Here is a 20,120-nt window from a genome sequence, read left to right on the forward strand (position 1 = left end):
GCCGTGACGAGCGTTCCGGCTTCGGCCGTGACCGCGGTGACCGTCCCAGCCGTCCGTTCAACCGTGACGACCGTTCCGGTGGCCGTTCCTCCGGTGGCTACCGCTCCGGTGGCGGCGACCGTCCGTTCAACCGTGACGACCGCTCCGGCGGCCGCCCGTCCGGTGGCTACCGTTCCGGCGGCGACCGTCCCTACGGCCGCCGTGACGACCACCGTGGCTCGGGTGCCGGTACCGGCTCCTTCGGCCGCCGTGACGACAAGCCGCGCTGGAAGCGCAACGGCTGACCGCAGCTGATCCCGGACACCGCGCCGCTGTGAGACGGCGGCGCCGGTCCGCCCGCAGGGCCCGTACGGCACGTAAGTGCCGTACGGGCCCTGCGCGTTGAGGCTCCCGCCGGGACGCGCCCGGGGCCGTCCGGATCGCCGCGGGGCGCCCCGGACGGCAATACCTTCGGGCGGCGGGAGGGTGTCGGGCTATGCTGCTCGGTGCGGGCCATTAGCTCAATTGGCAGAGCAGTGGACTTTTAATCCATTGGTTCAGGGTTCGAGCCCCTGATGGCCCACCGGATGCGGTGCCTTGTGGCGCCGTTGAGCTGCGAAGGAGCGCCCCGCCCGGGATCACCGGGCGGGGCGCTTCGGCGTGGGGGCGGGGGTGCGTGGTGTACGTATCCGGGGCGTCAGGTGGCGTCGGTGGTGCGGCCGGTGCGGGCGCGGAGGGTGGCGGCGAAATCCTCGGCGCGGGCGAGTTGGCGGCGCAGGTCCTCGATCTTGGCCACGGCGGCCGTCTCGTAGCGGCGTACGCGCTCCAGGAGCCGGGCGCGTTCGGCGGGGTCCGGGGCTTCGGGGGCGTCGAGGCGGTCGGTGGCGGTCAGCAGGTCGCGCATCTCGTCGAGGGTGAAGCCGAGGGGTTTCATCCGGCGGATGACCATGAGGCGGGCGACGTCGGACTCGGTGTAGAGGCGGAAGCCGCCCTGGGAGCGGGCGGAGGGGATGACCAGGCGGGTCTCCTCGTAGTGGCGGATGGTGCGCAGGGAGAGTTCCGTGCGCGCGGCTACCTCGCCGATCTGCATGTGTGCGTCGCTCACCTGGTGCGCCCTCTCGCGGCCGGGCGGCGGGGAGACCGCCGCCGATCTCTACCCTAACGTCAGGGTAGAGTTGCTGTCCGAGGGAGGACGTGCCGTCCCCCCTGTGTGTGCGGGCGCCGTCCGCCGTGCCGGGACCGTTCCCGGTGAGCACCGCCGAGTCCGGGAGCGCGCACATGTCCAGGATGCCGGGCGCCGTCTGCCCGCCGTGATCCGGCGTCACCGCTGATCAGCCGGGGCGTGCGCGAGCCCCGTGTCCGCGTGCCCCGGAGTCTTCCGCCGCGCATGGTGTCGCGCGGCCTCCACGAGGGTGTTCCGGCCCCGTATCCCTTCCGCGCGCCCGCCGGGCGTGCCCGAGCCCGACAGGTGACCCCTTGCCCCTCTCTCTGCCGTCCGTGGCCGCGCGTCTGCGTCCGGGCCGTCCGTCCTGGCTGTCCCCGAGCGTCTTCCGGGTGGAGGTTCTGGCGGGGCTGGTCGTCGGTCTCGCGCTGATCCCCGAGGCGATCTCCTTCTCCGTCATCGCGGGTGTCGACCCGAAGGTGGGGCTCTTCGCCGCCTGCACCATGGCGATGGTGATCGCCTTCGTCGGCGGACGGCCCGCGATGATCTCGGCGTCCACCGGCGCGGTCGCGCTGGTCGTGGCGCCCGTCGCCCGGCAGCACGGGCTCGGGTATCTGATCGCGACCGTCATCCTGGCGGGTGTCTTCCAGATCGTGCTGGGGGCGCTGGGGGTGGCCCGGCTGATGCGGTTCGTTCCGCGGTCGGTGATGGTCGGGTTCGTCAACGCGCTGGGAATTCTGCTGTTCACCGCGCAGATCCCGAATCTGCGCCAGGTGCCGTGGGCGGTGTATCCGCTGGTCGCCGCGGGGCTGGCGCTGATGGTGTTCTTCCCGAAGGTCACCCGGGCGGTGCCCGCGCCGCTGGTGTCGATCGTGGTTCTCACGGTGATCACGGTGGCCGCCGGGATCGCGGTGCCCACCGTCGGCGACAAGGGGCGGCTGCCGTCGTCGCTGCCCGTTCCGGAGCTGCCGGACGTGCCGTTCACCGGTCACACGTTGACGGTCATCGCGCCGTACGCGCTGGCGATGGCGCTGGTCGGGCTGTTGGAGACGCTGATGACGGCCAAGCTGGTGGACGAGATCACCGACACCCGGTCGAACAAGACGCGGGAGTCGATCGGTCAGGGCGTCGCCAACATCGTCACCGGGTTCTTCGGCGGGATGGGCGGCTGCGCGATGATCGGTCAGACGATGATCAACGTGAAGAACGGCGCCCGGACCCGGCTGTCCACCTTCCTCGCCGGTTTCTTCCTCCTGATCCTCTGCATCGTCCTCGGACCGGTCGTGTCCGAGATCCCGATGGCCGCGCTGGTCGCCGTGATGGTGCTGGTGTCCGTCGGGACCTTCGACTGGCACTCGGTGCGGCCCGCGACGCTGCGGCGGATGCCGTTCGGGGAGACCGCCGTGATGGCGTTGACCGTCGTGACCGTGGTGGCCACGGGCAATCTCTCGATCGGGGTGGTCGCCGGTTCGGTCACCGCGATGATGATCTTCGCGCGCCGGGTCGCCCGTCACGCGGACGTCACGGCGGTCACCGATCCGGACGGTGGCCAGGTCGCCTACGCCGTGACGGGCGAGCTGTTCTTCGCCTCCGCCAACGAGTTGCTCACCCGCTTCGACTACGCGGGCGACCCGGAGAAGGTCGTCATCGACCTGTCCGCCGCCCATGTGTGGGACGCCTCCTCGGTCGCCGCCCTGGACGCGGTCACGGCCAGGTACGCCCAGCGCGGCAAGAGCGTCGAGATCACCGGCCTGAACGCGCCCAGCGCGGAGCTGCACCGGACGCTCAGCGGCGCGGTCGCGGGCGGCCACTGACGGGTGGCCGCCCCGGGGCGCGGTGGCTCCGGGGTGGCCGCGCGTCAGGCGCGGGCGGGGTCCTCCGCGTCCGGGGGCGGTCCGGCGGGCGTGCGGGTGAAGTACCGGCGGGCGGCCAGGGAGACGTGGACCAGGCCGATCAGTACGGGCACCTCGATGAGCGGGCCGACGACGCCGGCGAGGGCCTGGCCGGAGGCGGCACCGAAGGTGGCGATGGCGACGGCGATGGCGAGTTCGAAGTTGTTGCCCGCGGCGGTGAAGGCCAGGGTCGTCGCCCGTGGGTAGCTCAGCCCGACGGCCTTGCCCAGGGCCAGGGAACCGGCCCACATCACGGCGAAGTACACCAGCAGCGGCAGCGCGATCCGGGCCACGTCGACGGGCCGGGAGGTGATCGCGTCCCCCTGGAGGGCGAAGAGCACGACGATGGTGAAGAGCAGGCCGTGGAGGGCGTACGGGCCGATGCGCGGGATCAGCTTCGTCTCGTACCAGGTGCGGCCCTTGGCCTTCTCGCCGAGGCGGCGGGTGAGGAAGCCGGCGACGAGCGGGATGCCGAGGAAGATCAGCACGCTGCGGGCGATCTCCCACACGGAGACGTTCAGTCCGGCCTGCTCCAGGCCGAGCCACCCGGGCAGGACGGAGAGGTAGAACCAGCCGAGCGCGGAGAACGCGATGACCTGGAAGACGGAGTTCAGCGCGACGAGGACGGCGGCGGCCTCGCGGTCGCCGCAGGCCAGGTCGTTCCAGATGATCACCATGGCGATGCAGCGGGCCAGCCCGACGATGATCAGGCCGGTGCGGTACGCGGGCAGATCGGGCAGGAAGAGCCAGGCCAGCGCGAACATCACGGCCGGACCGACGATCCAGTTGACGACGAGTGAGGGGATGAGCAGGCGCTTGTCGCCGGTCACCGTGGACAACCGGTCGTAGCGGACCTTGGCGAGGACCGGGTACATCATCACCAGCAGCCCGAGGGCGATCGGCAGCGAGACGCCGGTGACGGTGACCTTCGCCAGCGCGGTGCCGAGACCCGGGACGAGACGTCCCAGGCCGAGGCCGGCGGCCATGGCGGCCAGGATCCAGACGGCGAGGTAGCGGTCGAGGAACGACAGACGGCCCGCCACGGGTGCGGCCTCGGCGGACGTGGCCTGGGCGGTCATACGGCGGCTCCCGCGGGGCGCCCGGCCGGACGGCCGGCGGGGCGGGTGAGGAGGCCGGCGAGCCGGTCCGTCGTCTCGGGCCGCAGCCGGTAGTACACCCAGGTGCCGCGGCGTTCGCTGTCGATCAGGCCGGCCTGCCGCAGCATTTTGAGGTGGTGGGAGACGGTCGGCTGGGACAGGTCGAAGGCGGGCGTCAGCTCGCAGACGCAGACCTCCCCGCCGTCGCGGGAGGCGATCATCGACAGCAGCCGCAGCCGGACCGGGTCCCCCAGGGCTTTGAAGGTTCTCGCCAGCTCCGTGGCCCGCTCCTCGTCCAGCGGGGCGGTGAGCAGGGTCGGGCGGCACACGTCGGCGTCGTCCGGGCCGGGCGCGCCGGGCTCTTGTTTCGACATTCTTCTATATTGACAGAGGTCTATGGGCTGCGGGCCGGAGAGGGCTCCGTGCCTGCCCGGTGACCCGTCCGGCCCCGCTGAACTCGCCGTCCGGGCCCGGGGCGGACAGCCTTGGGAGGCCGAAAGGAGCGGCCGGGAGCACGGCCGGCCGCGGGCAGGTGAGGCGGGAAGAGGCCGGTGCGGATGGGGCGAGGCGGGCGGGACCGCACGGGCGACCGGGAGCGGTGGGCGCGGCGCGCGCAGATGTCGCCGGCCGGCCGCCGGGTGGCGCGCTGGCTGCCCGTGACCCTGATCGTCGTCGGCGTCGTCTTCGACAGCGTCACCCCCGCCCGCTACACCGCCTCACCGTTCTTCTCGGCGGCGCCGCTGGTCGCCGCGCCGCTGTACTCGCTGCGGAACACGGCGCTCACCGCCCTCGCGGCGCTGCTCGGCCAGTTGACGGCGGCCCTCTACACCGACACCCAGGACACCAATCTCTCCGCCACCGAGGTCTCCACCGTCTTCGTCGTCGCCGTCCTCGCCCTCGGCATCAACCGCGTCGTACGCCTCTCCGACGCCCGGCTCGCCTCCGTACGCGATGTCTCCGAGGCGGCGCAGCGGGCCGTGCTGCCGACGCCGCCGGAGCGGATCGGGGGGCTGGCGGTGGCCGCCCGTTACGTCGGCGCGCAGGCCGACGCGCGGATCGGCGGGGACCTCTACGCGGTGCAGGAGACCCCGCACGGTGTGCGGCTGATCGTCGGCGACGTCCGGGGCAAGGGGCTGGAGGCGGTCGAGGCGGCGGTGATCGTCATCGGTGCGTTCCGGGAGGCGGCGGAGCAGGAGGCGACGCTGGAGGCGGTGGCCGGCCGGCTGGAGCGGGCCCTCCAGCGGGAGGGCCGGCGGCGCGAGGGGCTGGATCAGTACGAGGGGTTCACCACCGCCGTGCTCGCGGAGATCCCGTCCGGGGAGCGCGCCGTGCTGCGCGTCCTCAACCGCGGGCATCCGCCGCCGCTGCTGCTCGCCCCGGACGGCGGACTGCGCACCCTGGTGCCCGCGGTCCACGCGTTGCCGCTGGGGATGAGCGAGGTGGCCGGGTGGCCGGACCGGGCGGACGAGACGTTCTTCCCCGCCGGTTCGGTCCTGCTGCTGTTCACGGACGGGCTGACGGAGGCCCGCAACCGCGCGGGGGAGTTCTACGACCCGGTGGCCCGGCTGCGCGGCCGGGCCTTCCCGGGGCCGGAGCAGCTCCTGGACACGCTGGTCACCGAGGTCGCCGCGCACACCGGCGGGGCGGGCGCCGACGACATGGCGCTGCTGGCGGTGCAGCGGCCGATGGAGGAGTAGGACCGGAGGCGGCGGTAACCGCAGGCGCGGCGGGGCGCGGGTGGAGCGGCGTCCGGCGCGCGGAGGCCGGTTGTACGCCGGGCGCGCGGGGAGCCCGGGGCGGTTCCGGCGCGCCGGGCGTACGGCCGCTCCCCGCGCGCCGGGACCGCCTACGGGCGCGGACCCCTACGCCACCCAGTGCAGGCTCCGGCCGTACGCCTCCGTCAGGGCCACCGGGCGGTCGTCCAGTGCGAGGGTCAGCAGCCGCTCCCGGTGGCCGGGGGCGAGGCGGTCGGCGGAGGGGGCGGCCCGCCACGGGGTGAGGGAGTGGTGCTCCTGGGAGATCCAGTGGCCGCCGCCCGGCCGCCCGGCGAGCAGCGCGCGCACCCGCTCCGCGAGCCGCTCCCGGTGCGCGGGCGGCAGCGCGGGCAGCGCGTCGGTGTGCAGCACCACGAGGGTGGCGTCCGCCGGAACCCGGGCGGCGAGCGCCGGCAGCTCCTCGACCGGGTCACCACGGACGATCTCGGGCCGCGGCGCCGCCCGTACCGCGTCCACCGCCGCCGTCAGCAGCCGTGCGCGCTCCGGGGTGCCCGGCCACACCAGGGAGCGCAGCCAGCGCAGCGCCTCTGGGTCGTCCACCGGGTCGAGCGGAGCGGTGCCGATGCCGCCGCGCCAGACGATCTCCGGCAGCCGCGCGGGCGGTGCCGCGTCCGCCGGGTCCACCCGGTCCTCGCGCCCGATGCGGCACCGGAAGGTGACCGGTGCGTCCGGGGCGCCGAGGACGTACGGCTCCGGGGAAGCGGCCGTGGCAGGCGTCCCCGGGGCGGCATCGGGCTCGTACGCGTACCGGTAGCGGTCCGGGTGGAGGGCGAGGCCGGTGGTGACGCCCACCTCCAGGAGGGCCAGCGGGCCGCGGAGGCGGGCCAGGAGGGGCAGCAGGGTGGCGCAGCGGGCCGGTTCGGCGGTCCGGGCGGAGCGGTCCGTGACGACGGCGCGGACCTCGTCCCAGTGGCGGATCGTCCACTCCCGCCAGCGGCCGTACGCCGCCGCCCCGCGCGGGCCCTGCTCGGCGTGCGGCCCGTCGAGGTGGCGGACGGCCGCCAGCAGCAGGTCGGGCCGTTGCTTGTCGCCTGCCGGGAGGGAGGCGGCGAGGAGTTCGCACAGCTCCTGGTCGTGTCCGATCCGCGCCGTCAGCTCCTCGTGGGCCGCGCAGCGGCCCCGCGCCTGCCACCACGAGAAGTCCTGGTAGCGCACTGCCAGGGCCTGAGCGTTGTTGACGAAGTCGGCGACCATGATCAGACGTTAATGCCCTCACGGAGCGTGAGGGTTATGCACCCCTCCGCATAACAAGTGATGCACAATCACGCGGAGGCCGTTTCGTAAAGGGTGGTCAACTCGCCCGTTTTTCACGGATGTTGTCCGGGAAAGTCTTGGCCAGGGAACGGGTTCGGGTGGAGTGGATTCACAGGAACGCTTGGAAAACGGCCGCGGTCTCTATTACTGTCCGATAACGGAGCGCGGTCGTCCCAGCCGTCGCAGAGGCGGCACCGTGCCCCCACGCCGAATCCCGTACGCGCTCTTCAGGCACCCGGACATCCGGGCACACAGGTGGTCAGTTCCCGCTATGGCGTCTCCGTGCACGCCGGTGCGCCGATATTTCGTGAACTGCCGTGATGTGTCCTGACCTTGCCCCGGGCGGCCCGAGCGGCGCGGCGGGAACCGGGGAACCACCACCATGGGGTGAATCGGACGCCTCGGCCAGAGGCCGCCCGTAGGAGACCTTCCTGCTCCGAACCCGTCAGCTAACCCGGTAGGCGCGAAGGAAGGAAAGGAGTGCGCCCCCGTGGCGTCCAACAGGCTTGCCCCCGAGGCCCCGTCCGCCGAACTCCCCCACGGCTTCGCCCCCGGCCTCCCCGCCGCCCCGTCCGACACGGCGGTCTTCGCTCCGGGCTCGTTCACCCCGGAGGGCCTCGCCGCCCAGGGCCCCGGTTCGTACGGCGCGGCCGCCGGCGGGCACCCGCCGCTGGAGACCGCGGACGCGGCGGCCGACGCCCCCGGTGAGTGGAACCCGACCGAAGAGTCCGTACGGGCCGTCCGTGGCCGCCACCGCGTCGCCAGGCAGCGTGGCGGGCTGGCCCGCAGCGGCACGGTCCTCGGCGTCGGCGTGATCGCGGCGGTCGGCGCCGGCGGGATGGCGACCGCCGAGGAGAAGCCGCCGGTCCCGGTCTCCGTACCGGACCTCACCACCCTCGCCGCCGACGTCACCGGAGCGCTGCCGGACGCCGAATCGCTCCCCGGCATCGGCCCGTTGCTCGGCTCTTCCGACGACGCGGGGACCACCACCGCGGCGCCGCTGTCGTCCGCCGGCCTGACCACCGAGGACGGCCGGGGGACGGGCGCCGGGGAGGCTCTGCGCAGCCGCATCCTCCAGCAGGCCGACACCCAGCAGACGGCCGCCGAGCGCGACGCCCGGGGCGCCGCCGAACACGCCGCCTTCGCCCAGGCGGAGAAGACCGCGGCGAGCGACCACCGGGAGGCGGTGGCCGACGCGAAGGCGGAGCGGGCCGAGGCCGCGCGCAAGGAGGCGGCCGCCAAGGCGAAGCGCGAGGCCGAGGCCCGCGCGAAGGCGGAGGCGGCCCGCCTGGCCGAGCTGGCCAAGAGCTATCTGCTGCCGGTCACGTCGTACACCCTCACCGCGAGCTTCGGCCAGGCGGGCGACCGCTGGGCCGCCGACCACACCGGCCAGGACTTCGCCGCCCCCACGGGCACGCCGGTCAAGGCCGTGCACTCCGGCACCATCACCCAGGCGGGCTGGGCCGGTTCGTACGGCTACCGCATCGTCCTCACCCTCGACGACGGTACGGAGCTGTGGTTCTGCCACCTGTCGTCGATGGTGAAGACCGGCGGGAAGGTCGCCACCGGTGAGGTCATCGGCCGGGTCGGCGCCACCGGGAACGTCACCGGCCCCCATCTCCACCTGGAGGTCCGCCCCGGTGGGGGCGGCCCCGTCGACCCGATGCCGTGGCTGCGCGGGCGCGGGCTGCACGTCTGACCCCGGGGAGAGCGGCCGGTCCCCGCTGAGCCGGCCGCCTCCGGAAGCGGATCCCCGAGGGGAGCGGACGGTTCCGGGGGCTGCCGCCGAGAAGGTGCGGCGCCGGGCGTTCCGGCGCCGTGCCGGGACGTCGCCGCGGTGCGGGACGGACCGAGGCTGGCGGGGTGACGCTGTGCGGCCCGTCGGCCGCCGTCACGAAGAGTCGTCGTCGCGAAGAGTCGCCGTCACGAAGAGTCGTCGCCGCGGTGCCGGACGGGCCGCGGTCGCCGGGGCGCGCGGGGTGCTGTCGTGCGCCGGTCGGGGGCCCGGACGCCCGGGGCGCGCACGGTGGCGGCGCGCGCCGGCCATGGCCGGTGCCTGCTCACGGCCTCGGCCCTGGCCTGGGAGGGAAGGCTCCCCGGGGGCCCGGCCCGGTACCGCGCCGGGCCGCGACGTCCCACCCGTCCGGCACACGGGCCGGGCTCCCCCGGATGCCGCGCGCCGGAATATCCCCGCGCCGCGGCACGCTGCACCTACGCATGACCACCACTCGTAAGCCCCTCGGCTCGCTCTCCGTCTCCCCGCTCTGCCTCGGGGGCAACGTCTTCGGCTGGACCGCCGACGAGTCCGAGTCCTTCGCCGTGCTCGACGCGTACGTCGCCGGCGGCGGCAACTTCATCGACACCGCCGACGTCTACTCGGCCTGGGTGCCGGGCAACAAGGGCGGCGAGTCCGAGACCGTCATCGGCAACTGGCTCACCGCCCGAGGCAACCGCGACGACGTCGTCATCGCCACCAAGGCCGGCGCCCACCCCGACCTCAAGGGGCTGGCCGCCGGCACGGTCAAGAAGGCCGTCGAGGGTTCGCTGCGCCGCCTGCGCACCGACCGCATCGACCTCTACTACACCCACTACGACGACGAATCGGTCGAGGTCGGCGAGTTCCTGACCGCCCTCGACGACCTCGTCCGGGCCGGCAAGGTCCGCGAGATCGCCGCCTCCAACATCTCGGCGGCGCGCCTGGAGGAGGCCCTGACCTTCTCCGAGCGCGAGGGCCTCGCCCGCTACGTCGCCCTCCAGCCGGAGTACAACCTCGTCTCCCGCGACACCTACGAGGGCGAACTGGCCGATGTCGCCGCCCGCCACGGCCTGGGCGCCGTCCCGTACTACGGCCTCGCCTCCGGCTTCCTGACCGGTAAGTACCGCCCCGGTACGGACGTCGACAGCGCCCGCGCCGGGAAGGCGGCCGCCCACCTCGCCACCGACCGCGGTGTCCGCGTCCTGACCGCCCTCGACACCGTCGCCGCCGCCCACGGCGCGGAGATCGCCACCATCGCCCTCGCCTGGCTCGCCGCCCGTCCCACGGTCACCGCCCCGATCGCCAGCGCCCGCACCACCGCCCAACTCCCCGCCCTCCTGGCGGTCCAGGACCTCCGCCTCACCCCGGAGGAGCTGGAGACGCTGGACGAGGCTTCGGCGTAGACGGCGACGGGCCCCGCCGGGGCGGCCCGCCCTTTCCGGCACCGGGCAGGCCGCCCGCCCGTGGGAGTGTGGGGCGGAGCACCGGGAGGGAATCGCCATGGAGGAGGCACACCGACCGGACACGGCCCCCGCGCCGCTGCCCGCCGACCGGCTGTCGGCGTACACGGAAGCGGGCGCGCGCCTGGCCCTGCTGAGCGACCGCGACCTCGGCGCCGCGCTGGCCACCGCCCCGGCGCACGGCTCAGGCATCGGCGGCCGGCGGACGGAGATGGAGATCACAGGGCGGCGGGTCTTCGTCAAACGGGTCCCGCTGACCGACCTCGAACTACGGCCGGAAAACGTCCGCTCGACCGGCAACCTCTTCGGTCTGCCCCTCCGGTACCAGTACGGGGCGGGGTCTGCGGGCTTCGGCGCCTGGCGAGAACTGGCCGCCCACCTCATGACCACCGCCTGGGCCCTGCGCGGCGCGTACGCGGGATTCCCGCTGCTGTACCACTGGCGCGTCCTGCCGGACCGGCCCCCGGACGACTTCGCCGACCTGTTCGGCGGGGTCGCGGGAGCCGTCGCCCACTGGGACGGCTCCGCCGCGGTACGCCATCGGCTGGAGGCCATCGGCGGTTCCTCGTCCAGCCTGGTGCTCTTCCTGGAGCACGTACCCCGGACGCTCACGGACCACCTCGGCGACGTCCGCCGCGGCGCCTGGGCGGAGCCCGGCGGCGCGGCGCCCTACCTCTGGGCGGAGAACGAACTGCGGCGCGGTACCGAGTTCATGAGCGCCCGCGGGCTGGTCCACTTCGACGCCCACTTCCGCAACCTGCTCACCGACGGCCGTCAGGTCCACTTCACCGACTTCGGCCTGGCCCTCAGCCGTGACTTCGACCTCTCCCCTGAGGAACGCGCCTTCCTCACCCGCCACCTCGCGTACGACCGCTCCTATGTCTTCGAGCACCTGATCCGCCACCACTTGCCGGAAGCCGTGCGCGGCAACACCGATCAGGAAGCCTTCCTGAAAGCCTGGCTCACCGGCCACCGCCCCGACGCCGTTCCCCTCGAAATCACCCAGCTCCTCGACCGGCACGCCCCGCACGCGGCGGTGCTGGCCGGCTTCCACCGCCGCTGGTTCGAGGTGAGCAAACGGACACCGTTCCCCCGTGCCGAGATCGAACAGGCACTGAGACCGGCCGGCTGACGAGGGCGGCGAAGTGGCGGCGGGTCGGCGAGGTGGCGAGGCGGCAAGGCGGCGAGGGTGGCGGGGCGGCAAGGCGGCAAGGCGGCAAGGCGGCGAGGGTGGCGGGGCGGGCGGGAGCCGGGTGAGACCCGGAGCCCTTCCCGTACGGGATTCCGTCGGGTTTCGGGTCCGTCCTGTACGGGGTCCTGCCCGGTCTCGGGCTTGTCCTGTACGGGGTCCTGCCCGGCCCCGGGTCTGTCCTGTACGGGGCCCTGCCCGGCCTCGGCTCCGTCCCGTACGGGATTCCGCCCCGTCTCGACTCCGTCCCGTACGGGACTCCGCGCCGGACATGCCTGTCCGGGGGCGGCCCCGGACACGACGACGCCCGTACGGGACGGAGCCCCGTACGGGACGGAGCCCCGTACGGGACGGAGCCCCGTACGGGCGTCAGCTGCGGACCGTTCGGCGTCGCGCAGGGGTCACCCGCGTCGGTCCGCCACCGCCCACGACGCCAGCGCCATACCGCCGGCCACCGCGAACACCGACGGCCACGCCCCGATCTTCTTCGCCAGCGGATGCGACCCGGCGAACGCCGCCACATACGCCCCGCCCAGCGCCGCCGCGGCCTTCCCGCCGGCCTTCTCCTGCCACCCCTTGGCCGCCACCGCCCCGGCAGCGGCCAACGCCACCCCGCCCAGGGGCCGCTTCTTCGTCCACCGAGCCACGGCGTAACCCCCCCACAAGACCGGTCGCGACCACTGCTGCTGTCGGAATGCTTGCCATCACTCAGGCCTCTCGTTCACAGATTTGCTAAGCGTTTCGCCATGGGACTTTACGCCTGTGCTACCGGACTTGGATGGGCTGCCCGCCACGGCAAGGCGTGAAGGAGGGTCACGCCGTTAGCTGCAAAGCCCTTGTGCTTCCGTAGGTGAGTGTGGCTCTGCGCACATCGCTGCTGAACGCGTGCCATTTCTCTGATGGGTTGGCAAGATCAAACTATGGCGAAGGAGAAGTCGGCACCCATTCATTTTGGCACCCCGGAGGGGGTAACTGAGGGGCAGTGGTTCAAGGGGCATCAGGAGCTGCACGATGCGGGAGTGCACCGTGAGTTGGGAAAGGGCATCTCGGGAACCGCTTCGGGCGGAGTGGATTCCATCGTCCTCTCCGGTGGGTACGTCGATGATGTCTATGGTGAAGAGGAGATCATCTACACCGGCGAAGGTTCCCGAGACAGGGAAACGGGGCGCCTCTATGCGGATCAAACCATGGCGAGCAGGGGCAACGCGGGATTGGTGCTCAATGAAGCGCGTGGTCACGAAGTCCGGGTCATCCGTGGCCTGAAGATCAAGGGGAAGAAGCGGCGCAGAGCCACGGGCGGGTATGAGTACTGTGGACTGTTCCGGGTTGCCGACCACTGGATGACCGTTGGGAAAGAAGGCTTTCGAGTCTGCCAGTTCAAGCTAGTGAAGCTGGCTCCCGGCGAAGTTCCCGCCGCCAAGCCGATTTCCTTTCCACAGGGTGAGAACACTGCTGCTGAGGAGCAGATACGTCGCATTGTGGAGTACGAACGGCTGGTTCGGGACTCCAAGGTGGTCAGGGCCGTGAAGGAAATGTACGACAACACGTGCCAGATATGTGAGATCCGCCTTCAGGTCTCCCCCGCAGGCGAGGCGTATAGCGAAGCTGCGCACATCCAGGCATTGGGTAAGCCGCATGGTGGCCCAGACGTACTGGAAAACGTTCTCTGTCTGTGTGCTAACTGTCACGCACTGTTTGACCGGGGTGCGTTGCAACTATCCGACCACCTTGAGGTGCTCGATGGGCTGACGCGGGACATCAAAAGCAAGCTGACGAAGGTCCGAGAGCACAACATCAAGGTCGAGTATGTGCGCCAGCATCGGCAACGTTGGGATGACCGCTTTAGCACGCCCCTCGATCGCGAGAACTGAGTGGAGAAGGCAACTCCTCCATACATATAGCCCCTCGCCCTACCCCTTCCGGAACATCAGATCCCGTACCACGTGTCCCTTGTCCAGGCCCTGGCCCTCGAATTTGGTGAGGGGGCGGAAGGCGGGGCGGGGGGCGTAGTCGGCGTGGAGGTTGTGGAGGGTGGGTTCGGCGGTGAGGACGGTGAGCATCTGCTCGGCGTAGGGCTCCCAGTCGGTGGCGCAGTGGACCAGGGCGCCGGGGGCGAGGCGGGTGGTGGCCAGGCTGATGAAGTCCGGCTGGATGAGGCGGCGCTTGTGGTGGCGCTTCTTCGGCCAGGGGTCGGGGAAGTAGACGCGCAGTCCGGCGAGGGAGGCGGGGGCGAGCATCTCGCGCAGCAGGATGATCGCGTCGCCGTTGGCCACGCGGACGTTGGTCAGGCCGTCGCGTTCGGCGAGGGCGAGGAGGTTGCCCTGGCCCGGGGTGTGGACGTCGCAGGCGAGGATGCCGGTGTCCGGGTCGGCCGCGGCCATCTGCGCGGTGGCCTCGCCCATGCCGAAGCCGATCTCCAGGACCACCGGGCGGCCGTCGAAGAACGTGCCGAGGTCGATGCGGGAGAGCCCGTCGATGTCCCGTCCCCACACCGGCCACAGGCGGCGCAGCGCGTCGGCCTGGTTCGGCGAGACGCGGCTGCGGCGGGGCTGGAAGGAGCGGATCCGGCGCTCGTGGTGGTCACCGGCCGGGTCGGCGGCGGGCCCGGTCCCGTCGGGGAACATCGGGCCGTCGCGGCGGATCCGTGGCGCGCCGGAGGTGCGGGAGCCGCCGGACTCCGGGTCCTGGGCGCCGTCGGCGGTGCTCCCGGCGGGGGCGTTCGCGCCGCTCACGCCCGTGGCCGGCACGCTGCCGCCGTTCGGCTCACCGCCTGCCGGGGCGTCGCCGACCGGGGCCGGGGCCGCCGGGGCGGCGCCTTCCGGGACGCGGGTTTCCTGGCTGCCGGACTCGGGGGTGCGGGGGTTCTCGGACACAGTGCCGAGATTCTACGGGCCCGAGAGCGGTACGGTCCGAGCCGGACGTCCTGAGCCGACGGGACCATGGACCCCGTCTCTTTTACCCGTACGTCTCTCTTATGCGTCTCTTTTACCGGTACGCCGGGTGCGGGGCGGGCGGACGGGGGCGGACGGGACACGACGGGCAGGCGGGGACGGGCGGGCCGCCCCCAGCCGGCAGGCCCATCGAGCCGGCAGGCCCACCGAGCCGGCAGGCCCACCGAGCCGGCAGGCCCACCGAGCCGGCAGGCCCACCGAGCCGGCAGACGCACCGAGCCGGCAGACCCGCCCAGCCGACAGGCCCCCCGAGGCGAGCACGGCCCCCACCCCGCGACCTCCAGACCATGCACCCCGCACTCACCGCCCCGGCCACCCGCCCCCGCCCTCACCGGGCCAGGCACCACTCCCGCCCCCGTGCCCTCACACCCCGTCCCCCTCCCCAGGGGCGGCTGGCGCGCTGTGGAGCGGGCTGCATACGATGCGTGGCCGCCGCACGAACAAACCAGGGGGTAGGCCGGTATGACGCAGGGGCAGGAGAACACGGGGCATCCGCAGGGAGAGCCGCCGGGCTCCGGGCCGGAGCGCCCGGCCGATGCGGGCCGGGCGCCGGGAGCCGCCGCGTCCGCTCCCGGCGCCGCACAGCCGGAGGCGGGTGGGCCCGCTCAGCCGCAGCCCTCGGAGCAGCCCCGGCCGGGTCAGGCCCAGGGGCAGGGCGCCGCCCCCGCGCGCCCCGCCGGAACCATGAAGCTGGCGGCCGTCCAGCCTCCGACGGCCCCGCAGCAAGGCTCGGACCAGCAGGTTCCCGACCAGCAGCCCCCTGCCGGAACCATGCAGTTCTCCGTGGCCAAGCCCGGCGGCCGGCCCGCCCCCGGCACCCCGCCGGTGCCGCCGCAGGGCCGGCCGGGCGCGCAGCCGCAGCAGGGACAGCACCCTGCCCCGGGCCAACCCGGTGTCCAGCCCCCGCAGGGTCAGCCGGGTCCGTACGGCGCCCCGCAGGGTGGTCCCGCCCCGCAGCCCGGGGCGCCCGGTCCGTACCCGCCGCCCGGCCAGGGCGTACCGGGCGCGTACGGCCAGCGGGGCGGTGCGCCGGGTGCGTACCCGCCGCCCGGTGGGCCGATGGGCTCCGGCGGGCCGATGGCTCCCGGGCCGGGCGGCGCCGCCCACCCGCAGCCCGGTGCGCCGCAGGGGTTCGGACAGCCGCCGCAGGGCGGACCGGGGTTCGGGCCGGGGCCCGGCGGGGCGCCCGGCGGGCCGAGCCGGGGGATACCGGTGCCCGCGATCATCGCGATCGTGGTCGTCGTCGTGCTGGTCATCGCCACCGGCGGCTACTTCCTGCTGGCGGACGGCTCCGGCGACGACAAGGCGGAGGAGCAACTGCCGCCGCTCGCCATGAGCCGGACGTGGAACGTCGATCTGAAGAAGAGCGACAGCCGCCCCAGGGAGGACCTGGGCATGCGGTCGGTGTGGCTGGTCGACGGAGCCGTCGTCCACGGCGACAAGGACGGCGTCCGCGCGTACGACGACCAGACCGGTAAGCAGGAGTGGGAGCTGGAGACGCCGAAGGGCGCCGGCGCGGTCTGCGCGCTGCCCACCGAGCCGAACGGCGACGGCGTCGCCGCCGCGGTCTTCGACTCGGGCGGCGGCGACTGCTCGTTCCTCTCCGTCTTCGACACCGGTACCGGCCACACCCTCTGGGTGCGCAACCTCAAGGGCCGGCAGTCGGAGGACCACCCGGCCGTCGGCATCAGCCACCGGGAGGTCGTCGTCGCCATGGGCGACACCTACTCCGGCTACGCCATCTCCGGCGGCGCCGGCAAGTGGAGCCTGAAGTGGCCCGCCGGTGAGTGCACCGCGTCGTTCGGGATCAGCAACGAGTACCTGGCGCGGGTCAGCGACTGCACGAAGGCCAAGCCGAAGCGGGAACTGCTCATCCAGGAGCACGAGCTGGACAGCATGAACGCCTCCGTTCCGGGCGAGAAGATGGAGGTCCAGCGTGTCCTCTCCGACCGCCCGCTGGTCCTGCTGATGGCCGACTCCGGTGAGAACCGCGCGCTGCGGACCTTCGACTCGGAGGGCAAGCCGAAGCCGGACCGGAGCATCGAGCTGACCGGCGACCTCGACGAACTGGACCTCGACGCCCGGACGACCATGGTCGACGAGGACTCCAAGATCCTGGTGACCACGTACGCCAACCACACCGGTCTCACCGCCCTCGACCTGAAGACCGGCAAGCGCCTGTGGAAGCGGGACGGGGCGGTCGCCGTGGCCCTCGACGACGGGAACGTCATCGCCGTCGGCGCCTCCCACGGCAGCCCCGCGCACCACTCCTCGCAGGACCCCGAACTGCTGTCGATCGGCCTGCGGGACGCCAAGACCAAGCTGATGGGCACCCTCCTCACCCAGGGCCACGACCTGCCGTCCCCGACGAGCATGTCGATGCGGTGGGACGGATACGGCGTGCTGTACGTCGAGGGGGAGTCGCTGACGACCGGCCGCCCGTTCCTCCGCGCCTACAAGGCGTCGAAGGGCTCGCCGATCCCCATCCCCGCCGACTGATCCCCCTCCACCGGGCGGCCCGCCGCCGATGAGCACCGCGTGGGCGGTGCGGGCCCGGCGCCCGCACCGCCCACGTCCGCGTTCAGCGCCGGCCCAGCACGGCCCGCACCCGCTCCGCGATCTCCCGGCCGATCGGCAGGGACGCGGTCGCCGCCGGGGACGGGGCGTTGAGGACGTGGACGACGCCGGGGGACTCGGCGAAGTGGAAGTCGTCGACGAGGGTGCCGTCCGGGAGGACCGCCTGGGCGCGGACCCCGGCAGGGGCGGGGCGCAGATCGTCCTCGGTGACGGCGGGCAGCAGGCGGCGCACGGCGGCGGTGAAGGCGCGGCGGGAGAGCGAGCGGTGCAGCTCGCCCGCGCCGTACCGCCAGTGGCGCCGGGCTATGTGCCACGAGCCGCGGTAGGCGAGGGTGCCGGCCAGCTCGGCGGGGCGCAGGGTGCGCCAGTCGTAGCCCTCGCGGGCCAGGGCGGGAACGGCGTTCGGCCCGATGTGGACGGCGCCGTCGATCCCGCGGGTCAGATGCACGCCGAGGAACGGGAACGCCGGATCGGGCACGGGGTAGACCAGGCCGCGCACCAGCCCGGCGCGCTCCGGGGCGAGGAGGTGGTACTCACCACGGAACGGCACGATCCGCATGCCCGGGTCGTCCCCGGCCAGCCGTGCGACGCGGTCGCTGTGCAGCCCGGCGCAGTTGACCAGGGCGCGAGCGCGGTGGACCGTGCCGTCCGCCGTGGCGACGGCGACCCGGCCCGGACGGCGCCCGATACGGGCCACCTCCGCGCCGTACACGAGCGTGGCCCCGGCCTCCTGGGCGAGACGGCCGTAGGTGCGGGCGACGGCCCGGAAGTCGCAGACGCCGGTGGTGCCGACGTGGATGGCGGCGAGGCCGCGCACCTCCGGCTCGTACGCGCTGATCTGGGCGGGGCCCAGCTCGCGGACGGGCAGACCGTGCTCGCGGCCACGCTGGATCAGGGCGTGCAGCCGGGGCAGTTCATCGCGGCCGGTGGCGACGATCAGTTTGCCGGTGACCTTGTGCGGAATGCCGTGTTCGGCGCAGAACTCGACCATCTCGGCCGAACCCTTCAGGGCGTAGCGGGCCTTGAGGGAGCCGGGCGGGTAGTAGATGCCGCTGTGGATCACGCCGCTGTTGCGGCCGGTCTGGTGCCGGGCCGGGCCGGACTCCTTCTCCAGGACCGTCACCCGCAGCCCCGGCTCGGCGCGGGTGAGCGCATGGGCCGTCGAGAGTCCGACGATGCCCGCACCGATCACCAGCACATCGCAGTCGTACGCCGCCACTGCCCCTCCCAACCGCGAGAACGCGGGAACCGCCCCCGACGCGGACCACCCCTGACCGCGGCCCGCTCGCCGTCGCCCGACGACCTACCCCATCATGACGCGAGGTACTGACAACGCCAGGTGACCTGGGCGGGAACCCGTACCGAGCGGCCGGAACAGCGGCGGAAGCGGGCGATCCCGGCGGAACCGGCGGGAACCGGCCGCCGGGCCGTCCGGCCCGGCCAGGGAGCGAGCCACCCGCTCCCCCCCACGGGCCCGTACGTCCCCGCCCCGCCGTGCCTACGCCGGCGCCGCCAGCAGCGGCCGGGCCCGTTCCCGCAGCTCCACCACGCGCGGCTCGTCCCCGTACGGCTCCAGGCGGTGGAGCAGATCGCGGACGTACTCGGTGGTGCGGGCCGAGGAGATGCGGCCGGCGACCTCGACGGCGCGGGTGCCCGCGGCGCAGGCGGCGTCGAGGTTGCCGGACTCCAGCTCGGCGACGGCGGAGACCACCAGGCGCAGACCGTGCGAGCGGACGAACTCCTCGGTGGGCCGGGAGAGGGCCTGTTCGGTGAAGCGGCGGACCTGGCGGGGCAGCCGCAGGTCGCGGTAGCACTCGGCGGCGTCGGCGGCGAACCGCTCGTAGGAGTAGAAGTCCAGCCAGGACGGGTCGGCGTCGCCGCCGCGGGAGCGCTCCAGCCAGCCCTCGGCGGCCTTCAGCGCCACCTCGCAGGCGCGGGCCTCCCCGGCCTTCGCCTGGGCACGCGCCTCGACGAGACGGAAGAAGCTCATGGTGCGGGCGGTGGCCAGGCCGCGGTTGCGCTCCAGCGCCGCCTGGGCGAGATCGACGCCCTCGTCGGCGAAACCGCGGTACGTCGCCTGGAGGGACATCGAGGCGAGGACGTAGCCGCCCAGGGGGACGTCGGCCGCGGCGCGGGCCAGCCGCAGCGCCTGGATGTAGTAGCGCTGGGCGGCCTCCTGCTGCCCGGTGTCGAAGGCCATCCACCCGGCGAGGCGGGTGAGTTCGGAGGTCGCGCCGAAGAGCGCGCGCCCCACCTCGTCGCTGTACGAGGCCAGCAGCAGCGGTGCCGCGTCCACCCGCAGACACTCCGGCACCATGGACGAACGCCAGTCGCCGCCGCCGTACTTGGAGTCCCAGCGGCGCGCGTCCTCCGCCGCCTCGCGGAGCTTGCTGACATCGCTGTGGCCGACATGCTGCGGCGTCGCCGCGTCCGTGGGCGAGGTGGCGTCCTTCCCGCCCGCCTCGGCCGCTTCGGCCGCGTTGCGCGCCACCGAGCTGTCGGCCGGGGATATCAGCCACCGGGAGGCGGGGGTGGCGTACGCGCTGACGGCGAAGGATCCGGCCAGGCTCTGCCAGATGCCCCCGCCGCCGGCCCGCCGTCCGGCCAGATCCAGCCGGTAGAGATCGGTGGCGGAACGCACCGCCGCGCCCACATCGCGGGGAAAAGTCAGCCCGACCTCGGGCGCCGGATCGGCGTCCCCCAGCCCGATCTCGTGCAGCGGGACCGGCCGGCCGAGCTTGCTGCCGATCGCGGAGGCGATCAGATGGGGCGCGGCGCCCTGCGGCACCATCCCCTTGGAGACCCAGCGGGCGACGGACGTCTTGTCGTAACGAAGCGTCAGCCCACGCTGTGCGCCGAGGTCGTTCACCCGGCGCGCCAGACCGGCGTTGCTGATACCCGCGAGGGCGAGAACGGTGCCGAGCTTCTCGTTCGGCCCGCGTATATCCCTGGACATGCGCACCCCTCGACACTGCGACGGCAGCCCCGGTGCCCCGGGGCGTGCGTCCACCCAGAGTAGTTCGCCGGA

The 20,120-nt window shown here is 73.4% G+C and carries 14 protein-coding genes, 1 tRNA gene, 2 pseudogenes and 1 riboswitch; of the genes and pseudogenes, 9 read left to right on the forward strand and 8 right to left on the reverse strand.

Annotated elements, in window-relative coordinates; translation table 11 throughout:
- Positions 1-284, forward strand: a pseudogene (locus tag ACZ4M8_RS28175) (DEAD/DEAH box helicase); the annotation flags it as partial.
- A 205-nt stretch (positions 285-489) separates the two neighbouring features.
- Positions 490-562, forward strand: a tRNA-Lys gene (locus tag ACZ4M8_RS28180).
- Between the two features lie 114 nt (positions 563-676).
- On the opposite strand, the gene ACZ4M8_RS28185 is transcribed toward ACZ4M8_RS28180, so the two are convergent.
- Entirely contained in the window at positions 677-1,069 is a 393-nt protein-coding gene (locus tag ACZ4M8_RS28185) for a MerR family transcriptional regulator (protein WP_467612336.1), read from the reverse strand.
- Between the two features lie 386 nt (positions 1,070-1,455).
- On the opposite strand from ACZ4M8_RS28185, the gene ACZ4M8_RS28190 reads away from it, so the two are divergent.
- The gene (locus tag ACZ4M8_RS28190; protein ID WP_467612275.1) at positions 1,456-2,955 is read left to right on the forward strand and encodes a SulP family inorganic anion transporter; all 1,500 of its coding nucleotides are present in this window, start codon (positions 1,456-1,458) and stop codon (positions 2,953-2,955) included.
- 44 nt (positions 2,956-2,999) lie between these two features.
- Here ACZ4M8_RS28190 and arsB read toward each other — a convergent pair whose 3' ends face one another.
- A complete protein-coding gene (arsB, locus tag ACZ4M8_RS28195; protein WP_467612278.1) occupies positions 3,000-4,112 on the reverse strand; it encodes an ACR3 family arsenite efflux transporter in 1,113 nt (370 codons plus the stop codon).
- Positions 4,109-4,504 carry an ArsR/SmtB family transcription factor gene (locus ACZ4M8_RS28200; protein WP_467612281.1) on the reverse strand — a complete coding sequence of 132 codons (396 nt, stop codon included), beginning with the start codon at positions 4,502-4,504 and terminating at the stop codon, positions 4,109-4,111. Before ACZ4M8_RS28200 ends, arsB begins: the two co-directional genes overlap by 4 nt.
- 183 nt (positions 4,505-4,687) lie before the next feature.
- Here ACZ4M8_RS28200 and ACZ4M8_RS28205 point away from each other — a divergent pair, with 183 nt between their 5' ends.
- Positions 4,688-5,827 carry a PP2C family protein-serine/threonine phosphatase gene (locus ACZ4M8_RS28205; protein ID WP_467612284.1) on the forward strand — a complete coding sequence of 380 codons (1,140 nt, stop codon included), beginning with the start codon at positions 4,688-4,690 and terminating at the stop codon, positions 5,825-5,827.
- Between the two features lie 165 nt (positions 5,828-5,992).
- On the opposite strand, the gene ACZ4M8_RS28210 is transcribed toward ACZ4M8_RS28205, so the two are convergent.
- On the reverse strand, positions 5,993-7,099 hold the full coding sequence (locus tag ACZ4M8_RS28210) for a DUF2332 family protein (RefSeq protein WP_467612287.1): 1,107 nt from the start codon (positions 7,097-7,099) through the stop codon (positions 5,993-5,995).
- A 384-nt stretch (positions 7,100-7,483) separates the two neighbouring features.
- Positions 7,484-7,637, forward strand: a riboswitch (cyclic di-AMP (ydaO/yuaA leader).
- Positions 7,638-7,649: 12 nt separating this feature from the next.
- On the opposite strand from ACZ4M8_RS28210, the gene ACZ4M8_RS28215 reads away from it, so the two are divergent.
- The 3 genes from ACZ4M8_RS28215 to ACZ4M8_RS28225 all read left to right on the forward strand — a co-directional run bounded on the left by ACZ4M8_RS28215 (position 7,650) and on the right by ACZ4M8_RS28225 (position 11,507).
- The gene (locus ACZ4M8_RS28215; protein ID WP_467612289.1) at positions 7,650-8,858 is read left to right on the forward strand and encodes a M23 family metallopeptidase; all 1,209 of its coding nucleotides are present in this window, start codon (positions 7,650-7,652) and stop codon (positions 8,856-8,858) included.
- Positions 8,859-9,376: 518 nt separating this feature from the next.
- Positions 9,377-10,318: an aldo/keto reductase gene (locus ACZ4M8_RS28220; protein WP_467612291.1), complete on the forward strand. Its 942-nt coding sequence runs from the start codon at positions 9,377-9,379 to the stop codon at positions 10,316-10,318.
- Positions 10,319-10,415: 97 nt separating this feature from the next.
- Complete coding sequence (locus ACZ4M8_RS28225; protein ID WP_467612294.1) at positions 10,416-11,507, forward strand: protein kinase family protein; 1,092 nt, start codon at positions 10,416-10,418, stop codon at positions 11,505-11,507.
- 458 nt (positions 11,508-11,965) lie between these two features.
- On the opposite strand, the pseudogene ACZ4M8_RS28230 reads toward ACZ4M8_RS28225, so the two are convergent.
- Positions 11,966-12,269, reverse strand: a pseudogene (locus ACZ4M8_RS28230) (hypothetical protein).
- Positions 12,270-12,484: 215 nt separating this feature from the next.
- Here ACZ4M8_RS28230 and ACZ4M8_RS28235 point away from each other — a divergent pair.
- Positions 12,485-13,435, forward strand: coding sequence for a YDG/SRA domain-containing protein (locus ACZ4M8_RS28235; RefSeq protein ID WP_467612297.1), 951 nt, complete (start codon positions 12,485-12,487; stop codon positions 13,433-13,435).
- Between the two features lie 39 nt (positions 13,436-13,474).
- Here ACZ4M8_RS28235 and trmB read toward each other — a convergent pair whose 3' ends face one another.
- Positions 13,475-14,437, reverse strand: coding sequence for a tRNA (guanosine(46)-N7)-methyltransferase TrmB (trmB, locus tag ACZ4M8_RS28240; RefSeq protein ID WP_467612300.1), 963 nt, complete (start codon positions 14,435-14,437; stop codon positions 13,475-13,477).
- Positions 14,438-14,977: 540 nt separating this feature from the next.
- On the opposite strand from trmB, the gene ACZ4M8_RS28245 reads away from it, so the two are divergent.
- Entirely contained in the window at positions 14,978-17,014 is a 2,037-nt protein-coding gene (locus ACZ4M8_RS28245; RefSeq protein WP_467612303.1) for a PQQ-binding-like beta-propeller repeat protein, read from the forward strand.
- An 82-nt stretch (positions 17,015-17,096) separates the two neighbouring features.
- On the opposite strand, the gene lhgO is transcribed toward ACZ4M8_RS28245, so the two are convergent.
- Positions 17,097-18,311: an L-2-hydroxyglutarate oxidase gene (gene lhgO / locus ACZ4M8_RS28250; RefSeq protein ID WP_467612306.1), complete on the reverse strand. Its 1,215-nt coding sequence runs from the start codon at positions 18,309-18,311 to the stop codon at positions 17,097-17,099.
- A gap of 279 nt (positions 18,312-18,590) precedes the next feature.
- On the reverse strand, positions 18,591-20,048 hold the full coding sequence (locus tag ACZ4M8_RS28255) for an MFS transporter (RefSeq protein ID WP_467612309.1): 1,458 nt from the start codon (positions 20,046-20,048) through the stop codon (positions 18,591-18,593).
- Between the last annotated feature and the right edge of the window lie 72 nt (positions 20,049-20,120).

It is taken from the genome of Streptomyces sp. NPDC027185 (genome assembly GCF_055567035.1).